This window comes from Shewanella fodinae, from assembly GCF_014651955.1.
Taxonomy (GTDB): Bacteria; Pseudomonadota; Gammaproteobacteria; order Enterobacterales; family Shewanellaceae; genus Shewanella; species Shewanella fodinae.
In genome coordinates, this window is record NZ_BMXW01000005.1 from 108,122 (window position 1) to 127,111 (window position 18,990).

Annotated in this window: 15 protein-coding genes; 7 read left to right on the top strand and 8 right to left on the bottom strand. The window is 49.9% G+C overall.

From position 1 onward, the window contains the following. From IE064_RS06470 to IE064_RS06500, 7 genes are all read right to left on the bottom strand, one after another. Complete coding sequence (locus IE064_RS06470; RefSeq protein ID WP_229799884.1) at positions 1–1,572, bottom strand: glycogen synthase; 1,572 nt, start codon at positions 1,570–1,572, stop codon at positions 1–3. Positions 1,573–1,598: 26 nt separating this feature from the next. After that, positions 1,599–2,867, bottom strand: coding sequence for a glucose-1-phosphate adenylyltransferase (gene glgC, locus IE064_RS06475; RefSeq protein WP_133040394.1), 1,269 nt, complete (start codon positions 2,865–2,867; stop codon positions 1,599–1,601). Positions 2,868–2,899: 32 nt separating this feature from the next. Beyond that, positions 2,900–5,332, bottom strand: a complete 2,433-nt coding sequence (locus IE064_RS06480; protein ID WP_229799889.1) for a glycogen/starch/alpha-glucan phosphorylase — start codon at positions 5,330–5,332, stop codon at positions 2,900–2,902. A 125-nt stretch (positions 5,333–5,457) separates the two neighbouring features. Further along, positions 5,458–7,671: a glycogen debranching protein GlgX gene (gene glgX / locus IE064_RS06485; protein ID WP_189617141.1), complete on the bottom strand. Its 2,214-nt coding sequence runs from the start codon at positions 7,669–7,671 to the stop codon at positions 5,458–5,460. Beyond that, a complete protein-coding gene (glgB, locus tag IE064_RS06490; RefSeq protein WP_189617142.1) occupies positions 7,671–9,953 on the bottom strand; it encodes a 1,4-alpha-glucan branching protein GlgB in 2,283 nt (760 codons plus the stop codon). Before glgB ends, glgX begins: the two co-directional genes overlap by 1 nt. Before the next feature lie 19 nt (positions 9,954–9,972). After that, complete coding sequence (malQ, locus tag IE064_RS06495; RefSeq protein WP_189617143.1) at positions 9,973–12,141, bottom strand: 4-alpha-glucanotransferase; 2,169 nt, start codon at positions 12,139–12,141, stop codon at positions 9,973–9,975. A 360-nt stretch (positions 12,142–12,501) separates the two neighbouring features. Next, entirely contained in the window at positions 12,502–12,996 is a 495-nt protein-coding gene (locus tag IE064_RS06500; RefSeq protein WP_189617144.1) for a MarR family winged helix-turn-helix transcriptional regulator, read from the bottom strand. A gap of 320 nt (positions 12,997–13,316) precedes the next feature. On the opposite strand from IE064_RS06500, the gene yiaY reads away from it, so the two are divergent. From yiaY to IE064_RS06525, 5 genes are all read left to right on the top strand, one after another. After that, the gene (gene yiaY, locus IE064_RS06505; protein ID WP_133040388.1) at positions 13,317–14,465 is read left to right on the top strand and encodes an L-threonine dehydrogenase; all 1,149 of its coding nucleotides are present in this window, start codon (positions 13,317–13,319) and stop codon (positions 14,463–14,465) included. A 123-nt stretch (positions 14,466–14,588) separates the two neighbouring features. After that, on the top strand, positions 14,589–14,816 hold the full coding sequence (locus IE064_RS06510) for a hypothetical protein (protein WP_189617145.1): 228 nt from the start codon (positions 14,589–14,591) through the stop codon (positions 14,814–14,816). A 42-nt stretch (positions 14,817–14,858) separates the two neighbouring features. Beyond that, on the top strand, positions 14,859–15,530 hold the full coding sequence (locus tag IE064_RS06515) for a DUF2461 domain-containing protein (RefSeq protein WP_189617146.1): 672 nt from the start codon (positions 14,859–14,861) through the stop codon (positions 15,528–15,530). Positions 15,531–15,589: 59 nt separating this feature from the next. Continuing rightward, entirely contained in the window at positions 15,590–16,867 is a 1,278-nt protein-coding gene (locus IE064_RS06520) for an RsmB/NOP family class I SAM-dependent RNA methyltransferase (RefSeq protein ID WP_189617147.1), read from the top strand. Between the two features lie 153 nt (positions 16,868–17,020). Beyond that, complete coding sequence (locus tag IE064_RS06525; RefSeq protein WP_133039776.1) at positions 17,021–17,188, top strand: small highly charged protein; 168 nt, start codon at positions 17,021–17,023, stop codon at positions 17,186–17,188. A 100-nt stretch (positions 17,189–17,288) separates the two neighbouring features. On the opposite strand, the gene IE064_RS06530 is transcribed toward IE064_RS06525, so the two are convergent. Beyond that, the gene (locus tag IE064_RS06530) at positions 17,289–17,627 is read right to left on the bottom strand and encodes a P-II family nitrogen regulator (RefSeq protein ID WP_133039775.1); all 339 of its coding nucleotides are present in this window, start codon (positions 17,625–17,627) and stop codon (positions 17,289–17,291) included. A gap of 227 nt (positions 17,628–17,854) precedes the next feature. Here IE064_RS06530 and IE064_RS06535 point away from each other — a divergent pair, with 227 nt between their 5' ends. Both IE064_RS06535 and IE064_RS06540 read left to right on the top strand, forming a co-directional pair. Next, positions 17,855–18,370: a GspH/FimT family pseudopilin gene (locus IE064_RS06535; RefSeq protein ID WP_189617148.1), complete on the top strand. Its 516-nt coding sequence runs from the start codon at positions 17,855–17,857 to the stop codon at positions 18,368–18,370. Positions 18,371–18,460: 90 nt separating this feature from the next. Then, on the top strand, positions 18,461–18,946 hold the full coding sequence (locus IE064_RS06540) for a GspH/FimT family pseudopilin (RefSeq protein WP_189617149.1): 486 nt from the start codon (positions 18,461–18,463) through the stop codon (positions 18,944–18,946). Positions 18,947–18,990: the final 44 nt, after the last annotated feature.

Genomic DNA, 18,990 nt, shown 5'->3' on the forward strand with positions numbered 1-18,990 from the left:
TTAATTAGCAGAACTATAGAGCTTGTCCACATATTCGCGAGCGCTGGTGTGCCATTCAAAGCGACTGGCATGTGCGGCACTCACCAATTGCTGCCAATGAGAGGTACCAAAAAGCGTTAATGCCCGTTCCAATGTCTGCAATAGCGCCTCACTTTGTTGCTGCAGATTAGCGCCATGAAAAACAAAGCCGTTATGGCCGTCCTCAACAGTATCTTTAAGACCACCAACGCCATGCACCAGACAGGGCTGTCCAGCCTTGAGTGCCAGCATTTGGCTAATGCCACAGGGTTCAAATGAACTGGGCATCAAGAACAGGTCGCCACAGTGATAAAGCGCCGAGGACAGTTGTTCATGATAGCCGTTGATAAACAGAAAGTTATGATGGCGAGCAGCCACCTCACTGAACTCCCGCGCCAATGCCGCATCGCCACTACCGAGTAACCAGAAGCAAGCAGAGGTGTTCCACGACGCCAGTCGCTGCAATATTGCATCCAACACCAAGCCACCTTGCCAGGGTTGCCGTAAAATCAGCATTTTCTGATCAGTTAACCGGCCAACGGATGTCAGTAAAAAGCCCTGTGGAGACTCATGTTGCGCCAAACGGATCTGTGCAATCATCTCCGATGAATGCACGAATTCACTGTATCCCAGTTTGCTCAGCAGTGCCTGATATGCCAGCGGATTTAATTGCTGACGCATCTGTGTTCGCGACACTTCGGGTGGCGCAGTGCTGTAGTCACAACCATTGAGAATGCCAAACAGCTTTTTGCAACGACGTAGCCGTTGCAGATCCAGCTCCAAGCCCTCCCCGCCAAAAAAACCATCCGCAGGCCGCGACGACTGCAACACCTCTTCGGCATAGCCGGGTGACACCAAATGCACGGCATCGCTGAGATTAATGGCCGCACGTAGCGGATTAACACAATCGGGATAACGGGGATCAATGGCAGGTGCTAACGCTTTTACCCCCATAGCTGTCATGGCGGGGAACCAAGACTGCAATGAGGAGATATCGCCGGTCAGCGGTCTGATCCCTTGCATCGCCAAATTGTGAATACTCAGCACCGTAGGGATTTGCTGTAATTTGACATATGCGGGTTCAAACGCTCGCAACATGCTGAAAAAACCACAATGCCAGTCATGTAAGTGCAACCGTTCTGGTAACGGCAGCAAGCCACCACAGAGCAAGGTAGCAACCGCAGTGCAAAACAAAGCAAACTTGCTGGCATCGGTAGCAAACGGGCGACCAGGCCCATCTTGGGTATAGATAACATGACCTGGCGAGACAAACATCTCATGAGCCAACAGGTAGATCCAGACATCAGGCAGCAACGGATTAGGCAGGCGATACAGCTTCAACGGGTAATGACCACTGTCAAATGGCACCACAAAGTCACACACAAACTCGGCCTGTTGCTCCCGCGCCAAAAAACCGTAATCAGGCATAATCATATCGACGGCAACCCCATGAGGCTGCAGTGCTAGCGGCAAGTCCCGCAACACATCAGCCATACCGCCAACTTTCGCCCCGTTGAGGGCTGCATTTTCTGCAGCCAGCATTAGTACCCGCATTTACTTCCGTTATCCTTTGTTATTAGTTATTCGTAGCCTACCGGAAGACCCAACATATCGCGGGTCACCAGCACCACCCCATCCTCCGATACCCGGAAGCCTTTGGCGCGGTCGTGGTCGTGGTTATAACCTATTTCCATGCCTTCGGGAATAATACAACCACGGTCAATGATCGCTTTGCGGATACGACAGTTACGTAGGATCACCACATCAGGCAGGATCACCGCATCCTCAACCACTGAGTAGGAACACACCCGAACTTCATTAAATAACACGCAATGACGTACCGTGGCACCAGAAATGATGCAACCACTGGAAACTACGGAATCTACCGCCATACCGCGTCTGCCGTCATCATCAAACACAAACTTAGCGGGTGGTAATTGCTCCTGATAGGTCCAGATCGGCCACTTGGCATCATAAAGATTTAACGCCGGGGTGGGGGAAAGCAACTCCATATTGGCCATCCAAAATGAATCCAGCGTGCCAACATCCCGCCAATAGGCAGGCTCATTAGGGAAAGAGCTGCGGAACGGGTAGGCAAACACTTGATGATTTTCGATAATCGACGGAATGATATCTTTACCAAAATCGCGCTGTGACTCGGCATTTTGCGCATCGCGCTTTAGCTGTTCAAACAGAAAGTCGGTATTGAAGACATAGTTGCCCATAGATGCCAAACACAGCTCTGGGTTGTCTGGCAATGGCTTGGGATGCGCCGGCTTTTCTTCAAAACCGAGGATGCGGTTGCCAGTATCCACTTCCATCACCCCAAACGCATTGGCAGCTTCGGCAACGGGCACTTCCATACAGGAGACTGTCATATCCGCACCAGACTCCGCGTGCGCGGCTAACAGTCCAGCATAATCCATGCGATACACATGATCGCCAGAAAGCACCATCACATAGCGTGGCAATTCATGGCGAATAATATCAATATTTTGAAATACCGCATCGGCCGTTCCCTGGTACCAGTTATCTGAGTAACGTTGTGATGCCGGCAGAATTTCAACTGATTCACCCAACTCTTTCTTGAAATGCCCCCAACCACGCATGATATGGCGGATAAGTGAATGGGATTTATACTGAGTGACTACCCCAATGCGGCGGATACCTGAGTTAACGCAGTTGGAAAGCGGAAAATCGATAATACGGAATTTACCACCAAAATACAGTGCTGGTTTGGCACGCCAGTCGGTCAGTTCATGCAGACGACTGCCCCGGCCTCCTGCCAGGATCAACGCATAGGTATCGCGGGTTAAGTTGCTGATAAAGCGCAAACTAGAATTTGACATATCCTCTGTCTCCCCAACTGAAAAAAGGCCCGTTAACGCGCCTTCCAAATATGATCCCGGTAGCCAGCAATCGTGACATCACTGGAAAACCGGCCACTGGCGGCAGTATTGCGAATACTCATGGCGGTCCATCGCTGCCAGTCCTGATAAGCTTTTGCCACGTCAAGTTGTGCTAGTCGCAAAGATTCAAAATCTGCTGCCAACATCCACGGATCAGTAGGCGATTCGATAGCGGCCACAATCGGCGCAAAAATCTCCGGTTCTTGCAGGTTAAAATGGCCACTTTTTAGCAGTGCCATCACCCCTGTTAGCGCTTCTGATGCCGCAATATATTCCCATGGGCGGTAATGCCCCTTTAACTCCTCCACCGATGGCGCATTAAGCCCAAATAGGAAAAAGTTGTCCTCCCCCACCTCTTCCAACATCTCAATGTTGGCGCCATCCAAAGTCCCGAGAGTCAATGCACCATTCATCATAAATTTCATGTTGCCAGTACCGGACGCTTCTTTACCAGCAGTGGAAATCTGTTCCGACAGATCGGTACCGGGACAGATGGTTTCCATAGCGCTGACGTTATAGTCGGGCAAAAAGGCAAATCGCAGCCATGGTTTGGCGCGGTGGTCACTGTTGATCATATGCGCCACGTTGTTGGCTAACTTGATAATAAGTTTAGCCATGGCATAGCCAGGCGCCGCTTTACCCCCGATTAAGACACAACGGGGTTGCATTCCGTGAGTGTCACCAGTGAGCACTCGTTGGTACAGATGAATCACATGCAGAATATTCAGTAACTGACGTTTATATTCATGGATACGTTTCACCTGTACATCAAACAACATGCCGGTATCAAATTCCACCCGGCAACGCTCAGCCACCAGCGTTGCCAGCTTCTGCTTGTTATGCTGTTTAACGCTACGCCATTGCTCAACAAAAGCATGATCCTGGGTGTAAGCATTGAGTGCCGATAATTTACTAAGGTCGGTTACCCAGTCATGTCCTAAACGACTACTGATCAGTTGGGCTAGTGCTGGATTACAGTACGCCAACCATCGGCGCGGTGTCACACCGTTAGTACGATTGTTGAATTTATGTGGCCATAATTCGTGGAAATTATGAAACAACCCTGAAGTCAGCAGTTGCGTGTGCAGCGCCGCCACACCATTGACGGAAAAACTCGCCACAATCGCCAGATAAGCCATGCGGATGTGGGGTTCTGGTCCCTCTTCAATGATCGACATGTCCCGCAATTTGCTGACATCTCCAGGCCAGCGATGCGCTACTTCATCAAGGTAGCGGGCATTGATTTCATAGACGATTTCAAGAATACGCGGCAGCATGTGAGCAAACATGCGTACCGGCCAGCGCTCTAACGCTTCTGGCAATAAAGTGTGGTTGGTATAAGCCAAACAACGGCTGACAATCTGCCAGGCCGGGTCCCATTCCAGTTCATAAACATCCACCAGTAGCCGCATCAACTCCGGCACGGCAATGGCGGGATGGGTGTCGTTTAACTGGATCGCGTTAAACTTGGGAAATTCAGTAAAATCCATGCCATGCAGCTGCACCCAGTTACGCAACAGGTCCTGCAGGCTGGCTGAAGACAGAAAATACTGCTGCCGCAACCGCAATTCTTTACCGTTTTCGCTGCTGTCATTGGGATACAGCACCATAGTGATCTGCTCAGCCTGGTTTTTGGCAGCTACCGCCTCGGTATAATCGCCCTGGTTAAACTCGGCCAAATCAAATTCATTGGTAGCTTCGGCTTTCCACAGACGCAAAGTATTGACCCGGCCATTGCGATAACCGGGAACCGGTACATCATATGCCACCGCCAGTACGTCCTGAGTATCAAGCCACAATATATGACGCCGCCCACGCAGATCCACATAACTCTGGGTTCGGCCACCGAAATGTACTGTCACATTGTGCTGCGGAACCCGGACTTCCCAGGGATTACCATCGCGCAGCCAGCGGTCCGGTTGTTCCACCTGATAGCCATCCACAATCTTCTGTAAAAACATGCCATATTCGTAACGGATGCCATAACCCGTCACCGCTAGCCCTAATGTAGCGCAACTATCGAGAAAACAGGCGGCCAGCCGACCCAGACCACCATTTCCTAACCCGGCATCATGTTCCTGTTGCTCCAGCGTCTCCAATCTAACGGCATATTCCTGCAAGACGGTGCGGCACTCATCAGTCAATTCCAAATTCAGCAAGGCATTACCGAGTGTGCGCCCCATGAGAAATTCCAGTGACAGGTAAGCCACATGCTTTTTGTGTTGCTGCAAATCCTGCCTACGGGTGTCACGCCAATTATCCAACAACTGTTCTTTGACACTGAGCGCCAGCGCATGAAACATCGCTTCCGAATTTTGCTCATCCCAACACAGGTCATAACGCAACTGTCTAGCAAATGCGGCCTTCAGTGAATCACATGGTTCGCAGGGCTCATGGGCCGGCATTTTGGCCGGGCTGGCAACGGTACTTTGTTGACTTTGGCTACGTCCTTTGGCGGTGCGGCGGGCCGGGGTTTTCGAGGTGTCGGTCATGTTTCCTCCTGGTTGGATGCGGCAAACGTCAAATGTGGTTAATGAGTGGTCGAGATAATAGCCTTAAATAACAGCAAGCTATGCGATATCAACAACTGCTGCTGACCGGATTTTCGTGGTGTGCTGTCTTGCGGTGCCCCATCGGCAGTCGCGCTGCTCAACAACGGCTGCCAACGGGCGGCAAGGCTAGTTTTGGGAATGGTAAAAGCGTGTTGGTCGTCACCGGCATGCAGCAACAACAGCAACATTTCCGGCTGCCCGTTGTCATTCTCACCTTTGAGCAACATCTGTAAACTGCGACAATGGCCTTCCGCCCAATGCACTCGACTCATCGCCTCACCGCGGGCATCAAACCACGCTAAGGCCTGTGGTGCCAAAAGATCATCTGTATGGATATAAGCCGAGCAGTAAAACACTGAGGATTGACGCCGAATATCAATCAATCGCCGACAGAAGCGCTGCAGCGCATGACTGTGTTCATCATCACGCCAGTCAATCCATCCCAGCGGATTATCCTGACAATAGGCATTGTTATTACCTTGCTGGCTATTACCCTGCTCATCACCAGCCAGTAGCATAGGCACTCCCTGCGATAACAGTAAAGTGGCCAAAATATTACGACACTGGCGCGCCCTTAATGCTTGGATTTGTGGATCATCGCTGTGACCTTCCACACCAAAATTACAACTGAAATTCTCGTGATGACCATCGCGATTATCTTCACCATTGGCTTCATTATGGCGCTGTTCGTAGCTCACTAAATCACGGAGTGTGAATCCATCATGGCTACTGATAAAGTTGATAGAGCTACAAGGGCCTCGTCCTGAGTGCTCAAATAGATCACCGGAACCGTGTAACCGCTTGGCCAGTTCCGGCAGCATGCCGTAATCGCCACGCCAAAAACGGCGAATAGTATCGCGATAACGGTCATTCCACTCAGAAAACACCAACGGAAACTGTCCTAACTGATAGCCGCCTGGTCCAATGTCCCAGGGTTCAGCAATCAGCATAACGCCGCTGAGCACCGGGTCTTGCATCAGTGCATCGAAAAAACCACTGCCACGATCAAATCCCTGCGGCTCCCGCCCTAGACAGGTGGCCAGATCAAATCTAAAACCATCAACGCCCATGACCGACACCCAATAGCGCAACGAATCCATCACCAACTGCAACACTCGCGGGTGACTGATATTGAGGCAATTACCACAACCAGTATCATTGATATAAAAACGTTTATCATTGGGGTGCAGCCGATAATAACTGGCATTATCGATGCCACGAAAACTGTAATGGGGGCCAAGCCGACTGCCTTCTGCGGTATGGTTATAAACTACGTCCAGCACCACGCGAATATCATGCTGATGCAGGGCATCGACCATCCGCTTAAACTCCTGAATGCCATCAGCCGTTGCACAGTAGCTCGGATGGGGCGCAAAAAAGCCAATACTGTTATAGCCCCAGTAGTTAGTCATACCTTTATCAGTCAGGAAAGGTTCGGAAAAAAAACTCTGTATCGGCAATAGCTCTACACAGGTAACGCCTAGGGATTTCAAATAACGAATAGCAACATCGCTGCCCAATCCGGCAAACGTGCCACGTAGATGTTCAGCCAGTTCAGGTAAACGGGCACTGAAGCCTTTGAGATGCATCTCATAAATCACTTCATGGCTCAGTGGCCGCGGCAATATCCGCGTCCCATTAAAAGATTGATCTTCCACCACGACTGAACGCGGCATAGCCCAAGCGTTATCACAGCTATTGGGAAGGGAATCGTCGCCAATGCCACCGTCAGCACTGACTTTTTTGGCACCATCTCGTTCAAGTTCTGGCAATTCTAGCTGGCATTCGTCATCGAGAGGCCTGCCGGATGCGTCAACTCTGGCATAGCCAAGATGCCAGGGGCCAGGTTGCAATGTTCCAGCGATCCAACGGCTATAGGGATCCAGTAGCAGCTTGTTCGGATTAAAACGGTGCCCAAGATGTGGCTGGTAGGGGCCGTCGATCCGATAACCGTAGAACATACCCGGTTCGGCCCCGGCTAGAAAACCACACCAAATCTGTTGGCGCTGCTGTGGTAAAGAGTAACGACCAACCTCCTGCCAGTGTCCTCCGGTTTCAGTGCGGAAGATACATAGCTCGACCTGCGTCGCATGCGCTGAAAATAAGGCAAAATTCACCCCCAACACTTGACCGTCAGCATCTCTGACAACCTGGCTACCAAGCGGATAAGGTTGACCACTGAGCATCTGCATCAGTCACTCTCCTGCCATTGAAAATACACAGTCGCCAGTGGTGGAAGGCTCATCATGGCGCTATGCTGCATCCCCTGCCAAGGCACGGCTTCGGCGTTAATGCCGCCGCCATTTCCCACATCACTGCCACCATAAAAATGGCTGTCACTGTTGAGCAGCTCCCGATAATGTCCGGCCTTGGGCAAACCGATACGATAACCATGGTGTACTGTTGGGGTGAAATTACACACCGCCACTAAAGCATTACCATGATCATCAAACCGGCAAAAGGCCAGCACACTGTCAGCCGCATCGGTACAATCCAGCCAAGCAAAGCCACTGCCTTCACCATCGCGCTGCCACAGTGCCGGACACTGCCGATAACATTGATTAAGATCAGTTACCCATTGCTGTAACTGCTGATGCGGCGCATATTGCAACAGATGCCAGTCAAGACTGTAGTCATGCTGCCACTCATGGCGTTGGGCAAATTCATTGCCCATGAATAACAACTGTTTGCCTGGATGCGCCCACATGAAACCATAGTAAGCCCGCAATGTAGCGAATTTTTGCCAATCATCGCCGGGGATTTTCTCTATTAGGGAGCGTTTACCGTGCACCACCTCATCATGGCTCAGTGACAAAATGAATTCTTCAGTGTAGGCATACACCAGAGAAAAGGTCATCTCATGATGATGAAAACTGCGGTGAATAGGATCGCGGCTGATATAGCTGAGGGTGTCATGCATCCAGCCCATATTCCACTTAAAGCCAAACCCGAGCCCTCCGGAGCCAACATCGCGGCTGACACCGCCCCAAGCCGTAGACTCTTCGGCGATCATCATAATGCCGGGATAACGAGAGTAGAGCCTGGTATTGAGATCCTGCAGCAAAGCGATGGCATCCAGATTTTCACGACCGCCATACTGATTGGGAGCCCATTCACCCGCTTTGCGACTGTAGTCCAAATATAACATCGAAGACACCGCATCCAGCCGCAGGCCATCAATATGGAACTCCTGTAACCAGTAACAGGCATTGCTCAACAGAAAACTTTGTACTTCTTTACGTCCATAGTTGTATATCAAGGTGTCCCAGTCTGGGTGACTGCCGCGCCGAGGATCTTCATGTTCATACAGACAGGTGCCGTCAAAACGTGCTAAACCGTGCGGATCTTTCGGGAAATGCGCTGGCACCCAATCCAATATCACGCCAATGCCCGCCTGATGAAAAGCATCAATCAGTGCCTTCAGCGCCGCAGCATTACCAAAGCGATAGGTTGGCGCATATAAACCCACCGGTTGATAACCCCAGGAACCATCAAAGGGATATTCACTCAGCGGCATGAATTCTACATGGGTGAATCCCAGCGCCGACACATAAGGCACTAACTGGGCAATCAGCTCCTCATAGTTCAGATATTCACGGCCATCAGCACCTTTACGCCGCCAAGATCCTAAATGGACTTCGTAAATACTGATGGGGGCCTTGTGCCAAGCAATCTGGCTGCGCCCATGCATCCAGCTTTCATCTCCCCAGGACCATGTTTCAGCAAAAGGCACTCGTGAGGCATTGTGAGGCGGTGGCTCCATTGCTCTGGCAAACGGGTCGGCTTTCTGCTGCCACTCGCCAGTTGCGGTTTGAATGGCATACTTGTAGTACTCACCCCCTTGCAGACCTGGAATAAAAATTTCCCAGAGCCCAGAACCTGGATGAAAACGCATACTGTGGCGACGTTGATCCCAACAGTTAAAATCCGCAATTACTGACACTGCTTTTGCATTAGGTGCCCAAACACAAAACAACACCCCGTCAAGACCATCACTCTGACGCCAATTAGCACCGAGGAACTGCCAAGCCTGTTGCTGGCGACCTTCACAAAACAGGTAGATATCCCGTTCATCTAGGATAGATGGCGCGGCATAAGGGTCATCCAATAATACTTGCGCCTCGGGATAGTGCACTTGTAACTGATAGGCAAAAGGTGTGGTCCGTCGTCCAAGCTTACCGACAAACAGCGGTTCGGCACCTGCAACTGGTAATAACTGCGCTACCTTTTTGCCGGATTTGCGCTCAATAACGAACACATCAGTAGCGCCAGGCAATACGGCTCTGACAACCAAGGCTGATTTGCCTTCCAATACAATTTGGTGCATCCCCAACCAACTGAAAGCATCGCCATGACAACCTTGCGCCAGCGCCTGGCAGGTTGCTGTATCACCGCAAAGACCACTAGCACCATCACTTTGAGCGACAGCGACGGCCGAGCGTTGATTGGATTGAGCGGATGGTTGCGGTTTCATCAGCAAGTTCTCCTGTCAGTTAATTGCGAGGGGTATTTCTGGCGTCAGCAACGGTATCGATGGTCTGCCCAAAGAGTGCGTGTTGTGACAGTTGTTCCACCGGCAATGAATAACGTCGACGCCAGTTAGGGTACTCGCGACTGGTGCCAGGAATATTTACGGCATCTTCTTCTGCCAGCAGGTCTGCCAGTGCTAAGCTGAACAGCTCACTGTTGCCAGCAGCAACCGCACCAGCCCAGATGGGCAACAGTGTGGCAAAATCAACATCCACAGTAAGCTGGCAGCCGGTCATATCCTGTATCCAATGCAGCAGCCCCTGCCGCTTATGGTCTCGACGTTGCTGCGCCTGTTGTAACTCCACCGCGGAATACAGTTTGAGTTGCTGACGCTGCAGCAGATCCTTTCCCTGCCACCACGCTGCCATCGTCGGTACATCATGATTAGCCAACATCATCAGTGCATGCGGCTTGTATTCCGATGGCGGTTTGAATCCGGCATACTGCGGCAAACGCGGTTCGTCAACACAGAAGTAAAACAGCTCATTGGAAAAAATACCGCTACGATACATCGGCTCAATAATCTCCGTAGGAACTAATCCCAAGTCTTCGCCTATCACCATACAAGCCGCCCGCTGACTCTCCAGCAACAAAATCGCCATCAAACACTCGAACGGATAGTACACATAAGTTCCACCATGCTGAGTGCCACCAACGGCTACCTCCGGCCACCACCAAAGTCGAAACAACCCCATCATGTGGTCAATACGCAAGGCACCACAATGCCGCATATTGCTGCGCAGCAAAGCGATAAAATGCCCAAAATTTGCCTGCCGTAATCCGATGGGATCCAGCGGCGTTAACCCCCAATTCTGCCCCTGCGGGGCGAATGGATCAGGTGGCGCTCCGATACTGGCATAAGTACAAAATTGGTTTGGATGCTGGCGAACTTCAGCGCCAGCACCAATGGCACCCACAGCTAAATCTCGTACTAACCCGATAGCCATGCCGAGTTCCTGTGTTAATGCCTGGCAATGGGCCAGTTGCTCTTCAGCAACAAATTGCAGATACAGATAGAAGTCGGGATTTTTTAACCACGGCGCCGTTACTTGCTGCGCCTGTGTCCTGGCATAAAACTGCAGATCCTCACCGTTATCGTCGATGAAGCGTGCATAAGCCTGTTGTCGAGGGTGATGCGATGGGTAACCTTTAAAAACCTTAAACAACGCCTTCAATTCGGCGACTTTTACCTTAAACGCCGCCGCATAATCTATCCACAGACTACCGTTGTTATTAGCAGGCATTTTTTGCGGTAATGCAGCTTGCCAGTCATCGTGGCAGGCTTCTGGGCACATCGAGGTGCTGATGTATAGAGGATGCAACCGTCTTCGGTCATAAGGGCTGTAGGGACTGGCGGCCTCGGAATCTTGTAATGGAAGAGCGTGCAAGGGGTTGAGTTGAATAAAATCCGCCCCTTTGGCGGCCATTAAACGGATAAATTCGCTCAATACCCGAAAATCACCAATTTTCGCGGGGATCCCGCTACGACGGCTATCACTTGGTTGCTTAGACCAGAGTGAAAACAGCTGCACACTCACCCCCCAGGGCTTACGCGACAACTGCTGTGGTAGCTCAGCACCATAACTGCGTCTGGGCACCAGCATCCAGATACCCTCGCACCAAGCGTTATTCATGCCATCAGGACAGTCTGCTGCGGAGATTTTTATCTGGTGATAACCCGCGCTCAGTGCCGATAACTGCTCAGTTGGCAGGTATTCCGCTAGCCGTAGCTCACGCTCCTGATACAGACGGTTATCGGTGTAATAATCACCAACCACTGGCAACGGAGGAACGACAAAGGTCAGCTCGGTAGCAATGCCATTTTCGGTACAAAGGTTCAGCGTGAGCGCACCGGTATAAGCTTGTGGACAACGCACTCGGATAGAAGGGGCGTCGACGTAGCTCCATTGAAAAGGCTGAAGAAAATTATGCCACGGTGCGGCATCAAGTAAATTAATGCGTTGTGTCACCCAATCTGCAGTAAGCGGCTCACCAGCCACGGGTAACTCCGCGTGGCACATTGCCCGCAGGATCGCTTCCCGATCGGCAGCAGGGGTGGTGTGGTAATGGCTATCGCAGTCCACAAAGCCATTACCTACTCCCTGTAAGTACAGCAACTTCTCCAGATCCATCAACGCACTCCCTGTTTGTTGGTTGGCTAGTAGTCAATTATTGAGCAGTTACCATGCCAGAAGCAAATCCATCGCCTGCAGCATCACAGTAACGTGCTGCAGCATGATCTAACACGTTTAAAATCAAATAACTATTACAGTGACATGACAAATTGCCTGTGACTGATGGTTTATCGGCTTTGCGTAGACAGATGAGCTGTTGGTGCAAAAATGTGCAACTGTTCACCAAAGCGGTGCATATGGCGGTGAAGTATCCACCAAAGTAACTATGGGTTTTTATTGTTAATTCAGAGTATTGAGAGTGGAGTCTTTACATTAGGGAAAATAATGTCCAGATTGCAGCAACGCTTGTACCAAAAATTACCGCGACGATTCATCATCCTCATGTGACAGGATCTGCCCGACCAAGAGCATAGGTGCGGCATCTAATTTCTCAGCATCCATCATATTTGCAATACGTTCCACCGCCGATAACAACTGGCTTTGCTCCCACTCTTCCAACAACTGATAGCGTTTTATGAAATGCTCCTGCAGCGGTTTGGGCGCAGATTGCAGCAATATCTGACCTGCATCACTCAGTAACAAATGGACCTTACGCTTGTCCTCGACACTGCGCTGGCGGATCACTAACCCTTTAGCTTCCAGTCGATCCAGAATGGTGGTCACCGTGGCAGGACTGAGGTTAATTTCCGCCGCCACCTGCTTTGCCAGAGGCGTTCCCAGTAAGGCAATTTTCTGCATAACAATCAACTGTGGGCCAGTCAGCCCCGAATGCTTACTGAGCTGTTTAGAATGCAGATCAATGGCCCGAATGATCTTACGCAATGAAATCAGCAACTGTTCATATTTTTCCATTTTGCTTCCATTTGATTAGGCCAGGATTGAGATGTACACGAAGACAACCACGTCATGATAACAAATCCCTTTGATAGCGACAGAGAATTACAACGGGAGAGCGCCTCAGACTGTACAGAGAACTATACTTTGTATGTAGTGGAACCGAGTGTTATTGTTTCACATTTATCTAATAAAGATATTGAATAACAATAAGGGATTATTGTCGTAAATTTATTCAATTATCTGAACTGTAAGCCTATTTCATTTACATTAGATTTTTCTTGTGTTAAGTATGCTTACACATCCAATCGCCCAAAAAAACACTAGGAGGTGTACAAATGGCTGCGAAATTTTTCATCCCGTCAGTCAACGTACTGGGTCAAGGCGCCGTGGATGACGCCATTAATGATATAAAAACTCTCGGATTCAAACATGCGCTGATTGTGACCGATAAACCACTGGTCAGCATAGGCATTGTTGGCTCTATCGCTGAAAAACTGGGGCAAGTCGGGCTATCAGTGACAGTGTACGATGGCGTGCATCCCAATCCTACCGTGTCAAATGTAGAGGCGGGTCTGAAACTACTGCGGGAAAATGACTGTGACTGTGTAATTTCACTGGGTGGCGGTTCACCACACGATTGCGCGAAGGGGATTGCGTTAGTCGCAGCCAATGGTGGTGCTATCGGTGATTACGAGGGGCTGGATCGGTCGTCTAAACCGCAGCTACCACTGATTGCCATCAATACAACCGCTGGTACTGCCAGTGAAATGACCCGTTTCTGCATCATTACTGATGAAACCCGTCACATCAAAATGGCTATTGTTGATAAACATGTGACGCCGCTGCTATCGGTAAACGATCCGCAACTGATGCTGAAGAAGCCCCGGGGTTTGACAGCAGCAACGGGTATGGACGCACTTACCCACGCAGTTGAAGCCTATGTCTCCACAGCCGCCACCCCCATTACCGATGCCTGTGCCATAAAAGCCATGGAGCTTATTCGTGACAACCTGCGCACTGCCGTTGCTCACGGCGATGACATAGAAGCGCGCGAGCAGATGGCCTATGCGGAGTTCCTCGCGGGCATGGCTTTCAACAATGCCAGTCTCGGTTATGTCCACGCAATGGCGCATCAATTAGGCGGTTTCTATGATCTGCCACACGGGGTTTGTAACGCGCTGCTGCTGCCATTCGTGCAGGAATACAATGCACAGGTTGCTGCGCCGCGTTTAAAAGATGTTGCCAAGGCATTGGGAATTGATGTTAGCGCCATGAATGATGCTACTGGTGCACAGGCGGCTATTGATGCTATCAAGAAATTGGCGGCAGATGTTGGTATTCCGGCTAATCTCACTAGCATCGGTGTTAAGGCTGAAGATATTCCTGTGCTGGCAACTAATGCACTGAAAGACGCCTGTGGCTTGACCAACCCGAAACAGGCCTCACACGAAGAAATCTGCCAGATATTCAGAAACGCTATGTAATTTAGCAAGTTATAAAAAGCCTCGTACGATTACGAGGCTTTTTTATAACTTGGCCACAGGCGTTTGAAGCCTGTCCATAAAGCAGATTATAATCGCGACTTTAGTGGATGACGGCATACGACTATGGACACGCAGGACTTTAGTGAACTCAACCGCCGCAGTGCAACCTCCTTCCATGAGCAAAAACAGCTAATTAAAAACCTGTTGGCAGGTCGCATGGTGTTATGTCGCCATTGCGGCCAACAATTGCAGGCCCAATTACCCGTGGCGGGTGAAAACAGTGTTGGCTACATTCGCTGTAACCGAGGTTGTACCGACATAGAGCTGGAAGCCGCAGTTCCCAAGCGCTGAATGGCGATTGATACTCCCCCTAATGATGTCAAGGAAGGGACCATGTTTACTCAAGGCTGTTTTGATTTTCTTGCTGCGTTGCAGCTTAACAATGATCGTGCTTGGTTTAAGGCTAATCAGCATCAATATGAAGCATTAGTACGCACGCCGGCGTTGCAATTTATTGAACAGATGCAACCTCATGTATTTGCCCTTTCTCCGAGACTCACTGCTGTAGCCAAAAAAGTTGGCGGTAGCCTCATGCGTCCACAGCGAGATACCCGCTTTAGTCATGATAAAGCGCCTTATAAATCCAATGTGGGGATCCAGTTTCGCCATTTTCAAGGGAAAGATGTTCACGCGCCCGGGTTGTATGTACATCTTGCCAACGATGGCTGCTTTATCGCCGCCGGGATTTGGCACCCAGAATCGCCGATTCTCAGTAAAATCCGTGCCTGTATTGATGAAAATCCCAACGGCTACAAAAAGGCGCTCTCGGACCTCAATAACGGCGGATTTTACCTTGATGGTGACAGCCTGCAACGCCCGCCTAAAGGCTACGATAAGCAACATCCGTTAATTAACGAACTAAAACGTAAGGATTTTATTGCAGTAAAAACAGTCCCACTCAGTGCAATCATTGCGGATGATTTTGTGGAGTACTGTCACCAACAGCTGCAACACACGCAGAGACTGATGGCTTATCTGTGTTTTGCTTTGGAACTCGACTACTGACGCGTTGACGCCCGGCATCTGTTACACTTGGCGCCAGTTATTTCCAACGCTTTTACGTCATGACTCCTGTTGAAAAACACGCGGACAGTTACGCACAAACGATCCGTTTATTATTTACTGACATCCTGCAGTCTAAGCACAGTGCTGATCGGGTCGTCGCCAGTTATTTCCGCCTCAATAAAAAACATGGTGGCCGAGATCGACGCATCATTCGTGAGACACTGTTTGCGCTGTTTCGCTGGTACGGCTGGCTAAAACGCCTACCAGCAGCCAATGAAGAACAGCGGTGGTTTCGGCAACTCGCCGTTTGTGGGTTACTGGAGCAACATTCCTGGCAACCCACGCTAGAAGCCTGGCAACAGCGAGCAGGGTTATTACCACATGTCGCTACACCTTGGCAGCAATTAACGGAAGCCACTGAACAGTTGCAACTGTGGTTTGCTGGCAGTGATTTTCCTGCTCAGGCGCTGGTGCCAGAATGGTTATGGGCACAATTGCCTGAACTCAGCGAACATGAAAAAATGCAGCTATTGCAAAGCCTTAGCTCTCGACCACCATTATGGTTAAGAGTGCAACGACTGCCGACAGCACAAGCCATTCAGTCCTTGGAAGCCGCTGGGTTATCTGTTAAAGCATCAACATTCTTTGACAATGCAATCAGCCTAGGTCATCAGAGCATCAACTTGAATGAATTGCCGTTCTATAAAGCAGGTTACCTAGAAGTGCAGGACTTGGCATCGCAAGTCATTGGGCATATCTGCGCGCCGACAGCAACTGAACATTGGTGGGATGCCTGCTGTGGTGCTGGCGGCAAAAGCCTGCAACTGGCATCACAAATGCAAAACCGTGGCCGTATTGTGGCATCGGATATTCGTCAACATGCGCTGCTGGAACTGCAAAAGCGCGCCAGTCGCGCTCAATTTGACATCATCAGTACAGCACTGTGGCAATCTGATCACCTCCCCGTTGCCCAAGAAAAGTTTGATGGCGTATTGGTAGATGCGCCGTGCAGTTGCACCGGGACTTGGCGTCGTAACCCCGATATGCGCTGGCTTGATGATGTGACTGCTGTAACCGACAAACCCTCACTGCAACTAGATATTCTGCAGCGGGCCAGTGCCGCGGTGAAAACCGGGGGTAAGCTGGTGTATGCCACCTGTTCCTTAGCACACGCAGAGAATCGAGCCGTTGTGGACAGATTCCTTAGCAGTAACCCGGATTTTCGACTGCAAACGCTGCAACATCCGTTTACCGGGGAAAGGACAGAATATTTGACCGTATGGCCGTTTGAAGCCGACACAGATGGCATGTTTGTTGTCCGCATGTGCCGTCAATAGCGCAAATAACTGAGTCTACTTCGCTCCGGGATGATAATGACTGTTGTTAAATAATTTTTACCAATACACATTAAATATTTCGCTTTAGCTTGACAGGCCCTTTAGGTAAAAAGGAAGTGTGCGACGTTTATGCACATTTTCTGGAACAGGACCATGTCAAACCCAAATGAATTTGATGATGATGACTCTCAATGGGGAGAGCATCTGCGTAACAAACAACGCAATAGCAAGCGCGTAAAACAACGTCGTCGTGACACCAAACGCCGTTATTACGATGAAACTCCCGAAGTGGACTTCTATAAGGAAGACAAGTGGAAATGATGCCGCTAAGCTACTGTTAAACTTTGGTACATGGCCCGCATTGAAGGGACAGAACATAACAAAGGGTGGTCAAAAAAGACCACCCTTGTTTTTTGGTAAACTACACGGCTTCTTCGTTCTCTTCACCGGTACGAATACGAATTACCCGTTCTACTTCAGTCACAAAAATTTTGCCGTCGCCGATTTTGCCGGTACGTGCAACATCCACAATCACATCCAGCGCCTGTTCCAACAAATCGTCTTGGATCACCAGCTCAATTTTGACTTTAGGCAGGAAGTCCACCATATACTCAGCACCGCGGTATAATTCTGTATGGCCTTTCTGACGCCCAAACCCTTTAACCTCCAACACCGTCATCCCTGTAATGCCAATCTCCGCCAAAGCTTCACGGACATCATCAAGTTTGAAAGGCTTGATTATGGCTTCTACTTTTTTCATCAGGCACTCCTTCATGACCTAAATACCACTGTCTTGTCGCGCTAGCTTATCACGCTCCGCAGCCCTGCGAAACCAACAGCCAAAGACGATAATTTACTATAAAAAAGCTAATCATTTATTAGCTAATGATCTAAAAGCGCCACAGCATTCACACCTGCAGGCGACTACACTTGAGACAGATAACGGTTTCGCAGGATGCGAGATCGCCTCGGCAAAAGGAGTTGCTTATGAAGCGCCAAGTCTACAGCGGCTTCACCTTGGTGGAGCTGATCATTACTTTACTGGTATTCACAATATTGCTTGGCATTGCGGTGCCTTCACTCGCCGATCTACAGCGGCAATATCGTACTGACTCCGCTATTCGCCAGTTGCAGCAGTTACTGGCGTTCGCCCGGAACCAAGCGATCAGCTACCGTTCACGGGTAACAGTGTGCCATCTTGAAGACAATCGCTGTCAAGATGGTAATTGGCAACCCGGCATCAGTATTTTTATCGATCGTAATGGTAATCAGCAGTTAGACAGTGATGAGCGATTATTGCTGGAGTCAGGGCCATTTCATTCCCAGGACAGCATTTTTTATAATCGCGCGACGGTGCGTTTTTTAGCTGACGGTCTCGCCAGTGGCAGCAATGGCACTCTGAGCTATTGTCCAGATAAAACTGTAGAGGATGGTCAGAGTATCGTCGTTAATCAAGCGGGTAGAACTCGTCGCAGTACCGATAACGTTAAATGTGATGATTAATCATCCATTAAGGATTACGGCGATTTCTGCTGACATTCAACACTTGAACGCCCTATACTTAAAATTCACGATTCAATAACAGGGTGTCACATGTCAGGCAAGTATCGCGGGTTTACCTTGGTAGAGTTAATGGTGACCGTTGCCGTGGCAGCCATTCTGCTTTCGGTAGGCGTACCATCACTGAAATCGCTCTATGATGGTTACCGGGTACGTTCCGAAATCAGCCGTATCGAGCAACTATTGGCCTTTGCCCGCAACCAAGCAGTCAGTTATGGCATGACAGTGTCTGTCTGTGCTTATGCCAGTGATGGCGTATGCGGCAGCAATTGGCGTAACGGCATTCTGGTATATGCAGTGGACCCTGATGGGAACAACAAAACCTTAAAAGTCGTTGATGGATTTAACAGTGGTGACTCGGTGAAAGGGACAGATGTCTCGTTTCGCGCTGATGGCTTAAGCAGCGGAGCCGCAACTTTCATATATTGTACCGATAGCAGCAGTGTTAATTCCCGCAGTATCACTGTCAGTACTTCAGGAATGATAAAATACGGGGCCGATGGCCTTAGTTGTTCCTGAATCAAGGCATCGTCTGAGAAAAAAGCGGCATATGCCGCTTTTTT

Excerpts from the sequence above, each read along its gene's own strand:
- IE064_RS06470 (WP_229799884.1), bottom strand. The coding sequence starts at position 1,572 with ATGCGGGTACTAATGCTGGCTGCAGAAAATGCAGCCCTCAACGGGGCG.
- glgC (WP_133040394.1), bottom strand. The coding sequence starts at position 2,867 with ATGTCAAATTCTAGTTTGCGCTTTATCAGCAACTTAACCCGCGATACC.
- IE064_RS06480 (WP_229799889.1), bottom strand. The coding sequence starts at position 5,332 with ATGCCGGCCCATGAGCCCTGCGAACCATGTGATTCACTGAAGGCCGCA.
- glgX (WP_189617141.1), bottom strand. The coding sequence starts at position 7,671 with ATGCAGATGCTCAGTGGTCAACCTTATCCGCTTGGTAGCCAGGTTGTC.
- glgB (WP_189617142.1), bottom strand. The coding sequence starts at position 9,953 with ATGAAACCGCAACCATCCGCTCAATCCAATCAACGCTCGGCCGTCGCT.
- malQ (WP_189617143.1), bottom strand. The coding sequence starts at position 12,141 with ATGGATCTGGAGAAGTTGCTGTACTTACAGGGAGTAGGTAATGGCTTT.
- IE064_RS06500 (WP_189617144.1), bottom strand. The coding sequence starts at position 12,996 with ATGGAAAAATATGAACAGTTGCTGATTTCATTGCGTAAGATCATTCGG.
- yiaY (WP_133040388.1), top strand. The coding sequence starts at position 13,317 with ATGGCTGCGAAATTTTTCATCCCGTCAGTCAACGTACTGGGTCAAGGC.
- IE064_RS06510 (WP_189617145.1), top strand. The coding sequence starts at position 14,589 with ATGGACACGCAGGACTTTAGTGAACTCAACCGCCGCAGTGCAACCTCC.
- IE064_RS06515 (WP_189617146.1), top strand. The coding sequence starts at position 14,859 with ATGTTTACTCAAGGCTGTTTTGATTTTCTTGCTGCGTTGCAGCTTAAC.
- IE064_RS06520 (WP_189617147.1), top strand. The coding sequence starts at position 15,590 with ATGACTCCTGTTGAAAAACACGCGGACAGTTACGCACAAACGATCCGT.
- IE064_RS06525 (WP_133039776.1), top strand. The coding sequence starts at position 17,021 with ATGTCAAACCCAAATGAATTTGATGATGATGACTCTCAATGGGGAGAG.
- IE064_RS06530 (WP_133039775.1), bottom strand. The coding sequence starts at position 17,627 with ATGAAAAAAGTAGAAGCCATAATCAAGCCTTTCAAACTTGATGATGTC.
- IE064_RS06535 (WP_189617148.1), top strand. The coding sequence starts at position 17,855 with ATGAAGCGCCAAGTCTACAGCGGCTTCACCTTGGTGGAGCTGATCATT.
- IE064_RS06540 (WP_189617149.1), top strand. The coding sequence starts at position 18,461 with ATGTCAGGCAAGTATCGCGGGTTTACCTTGGTAGAGTTAATGGTGACC.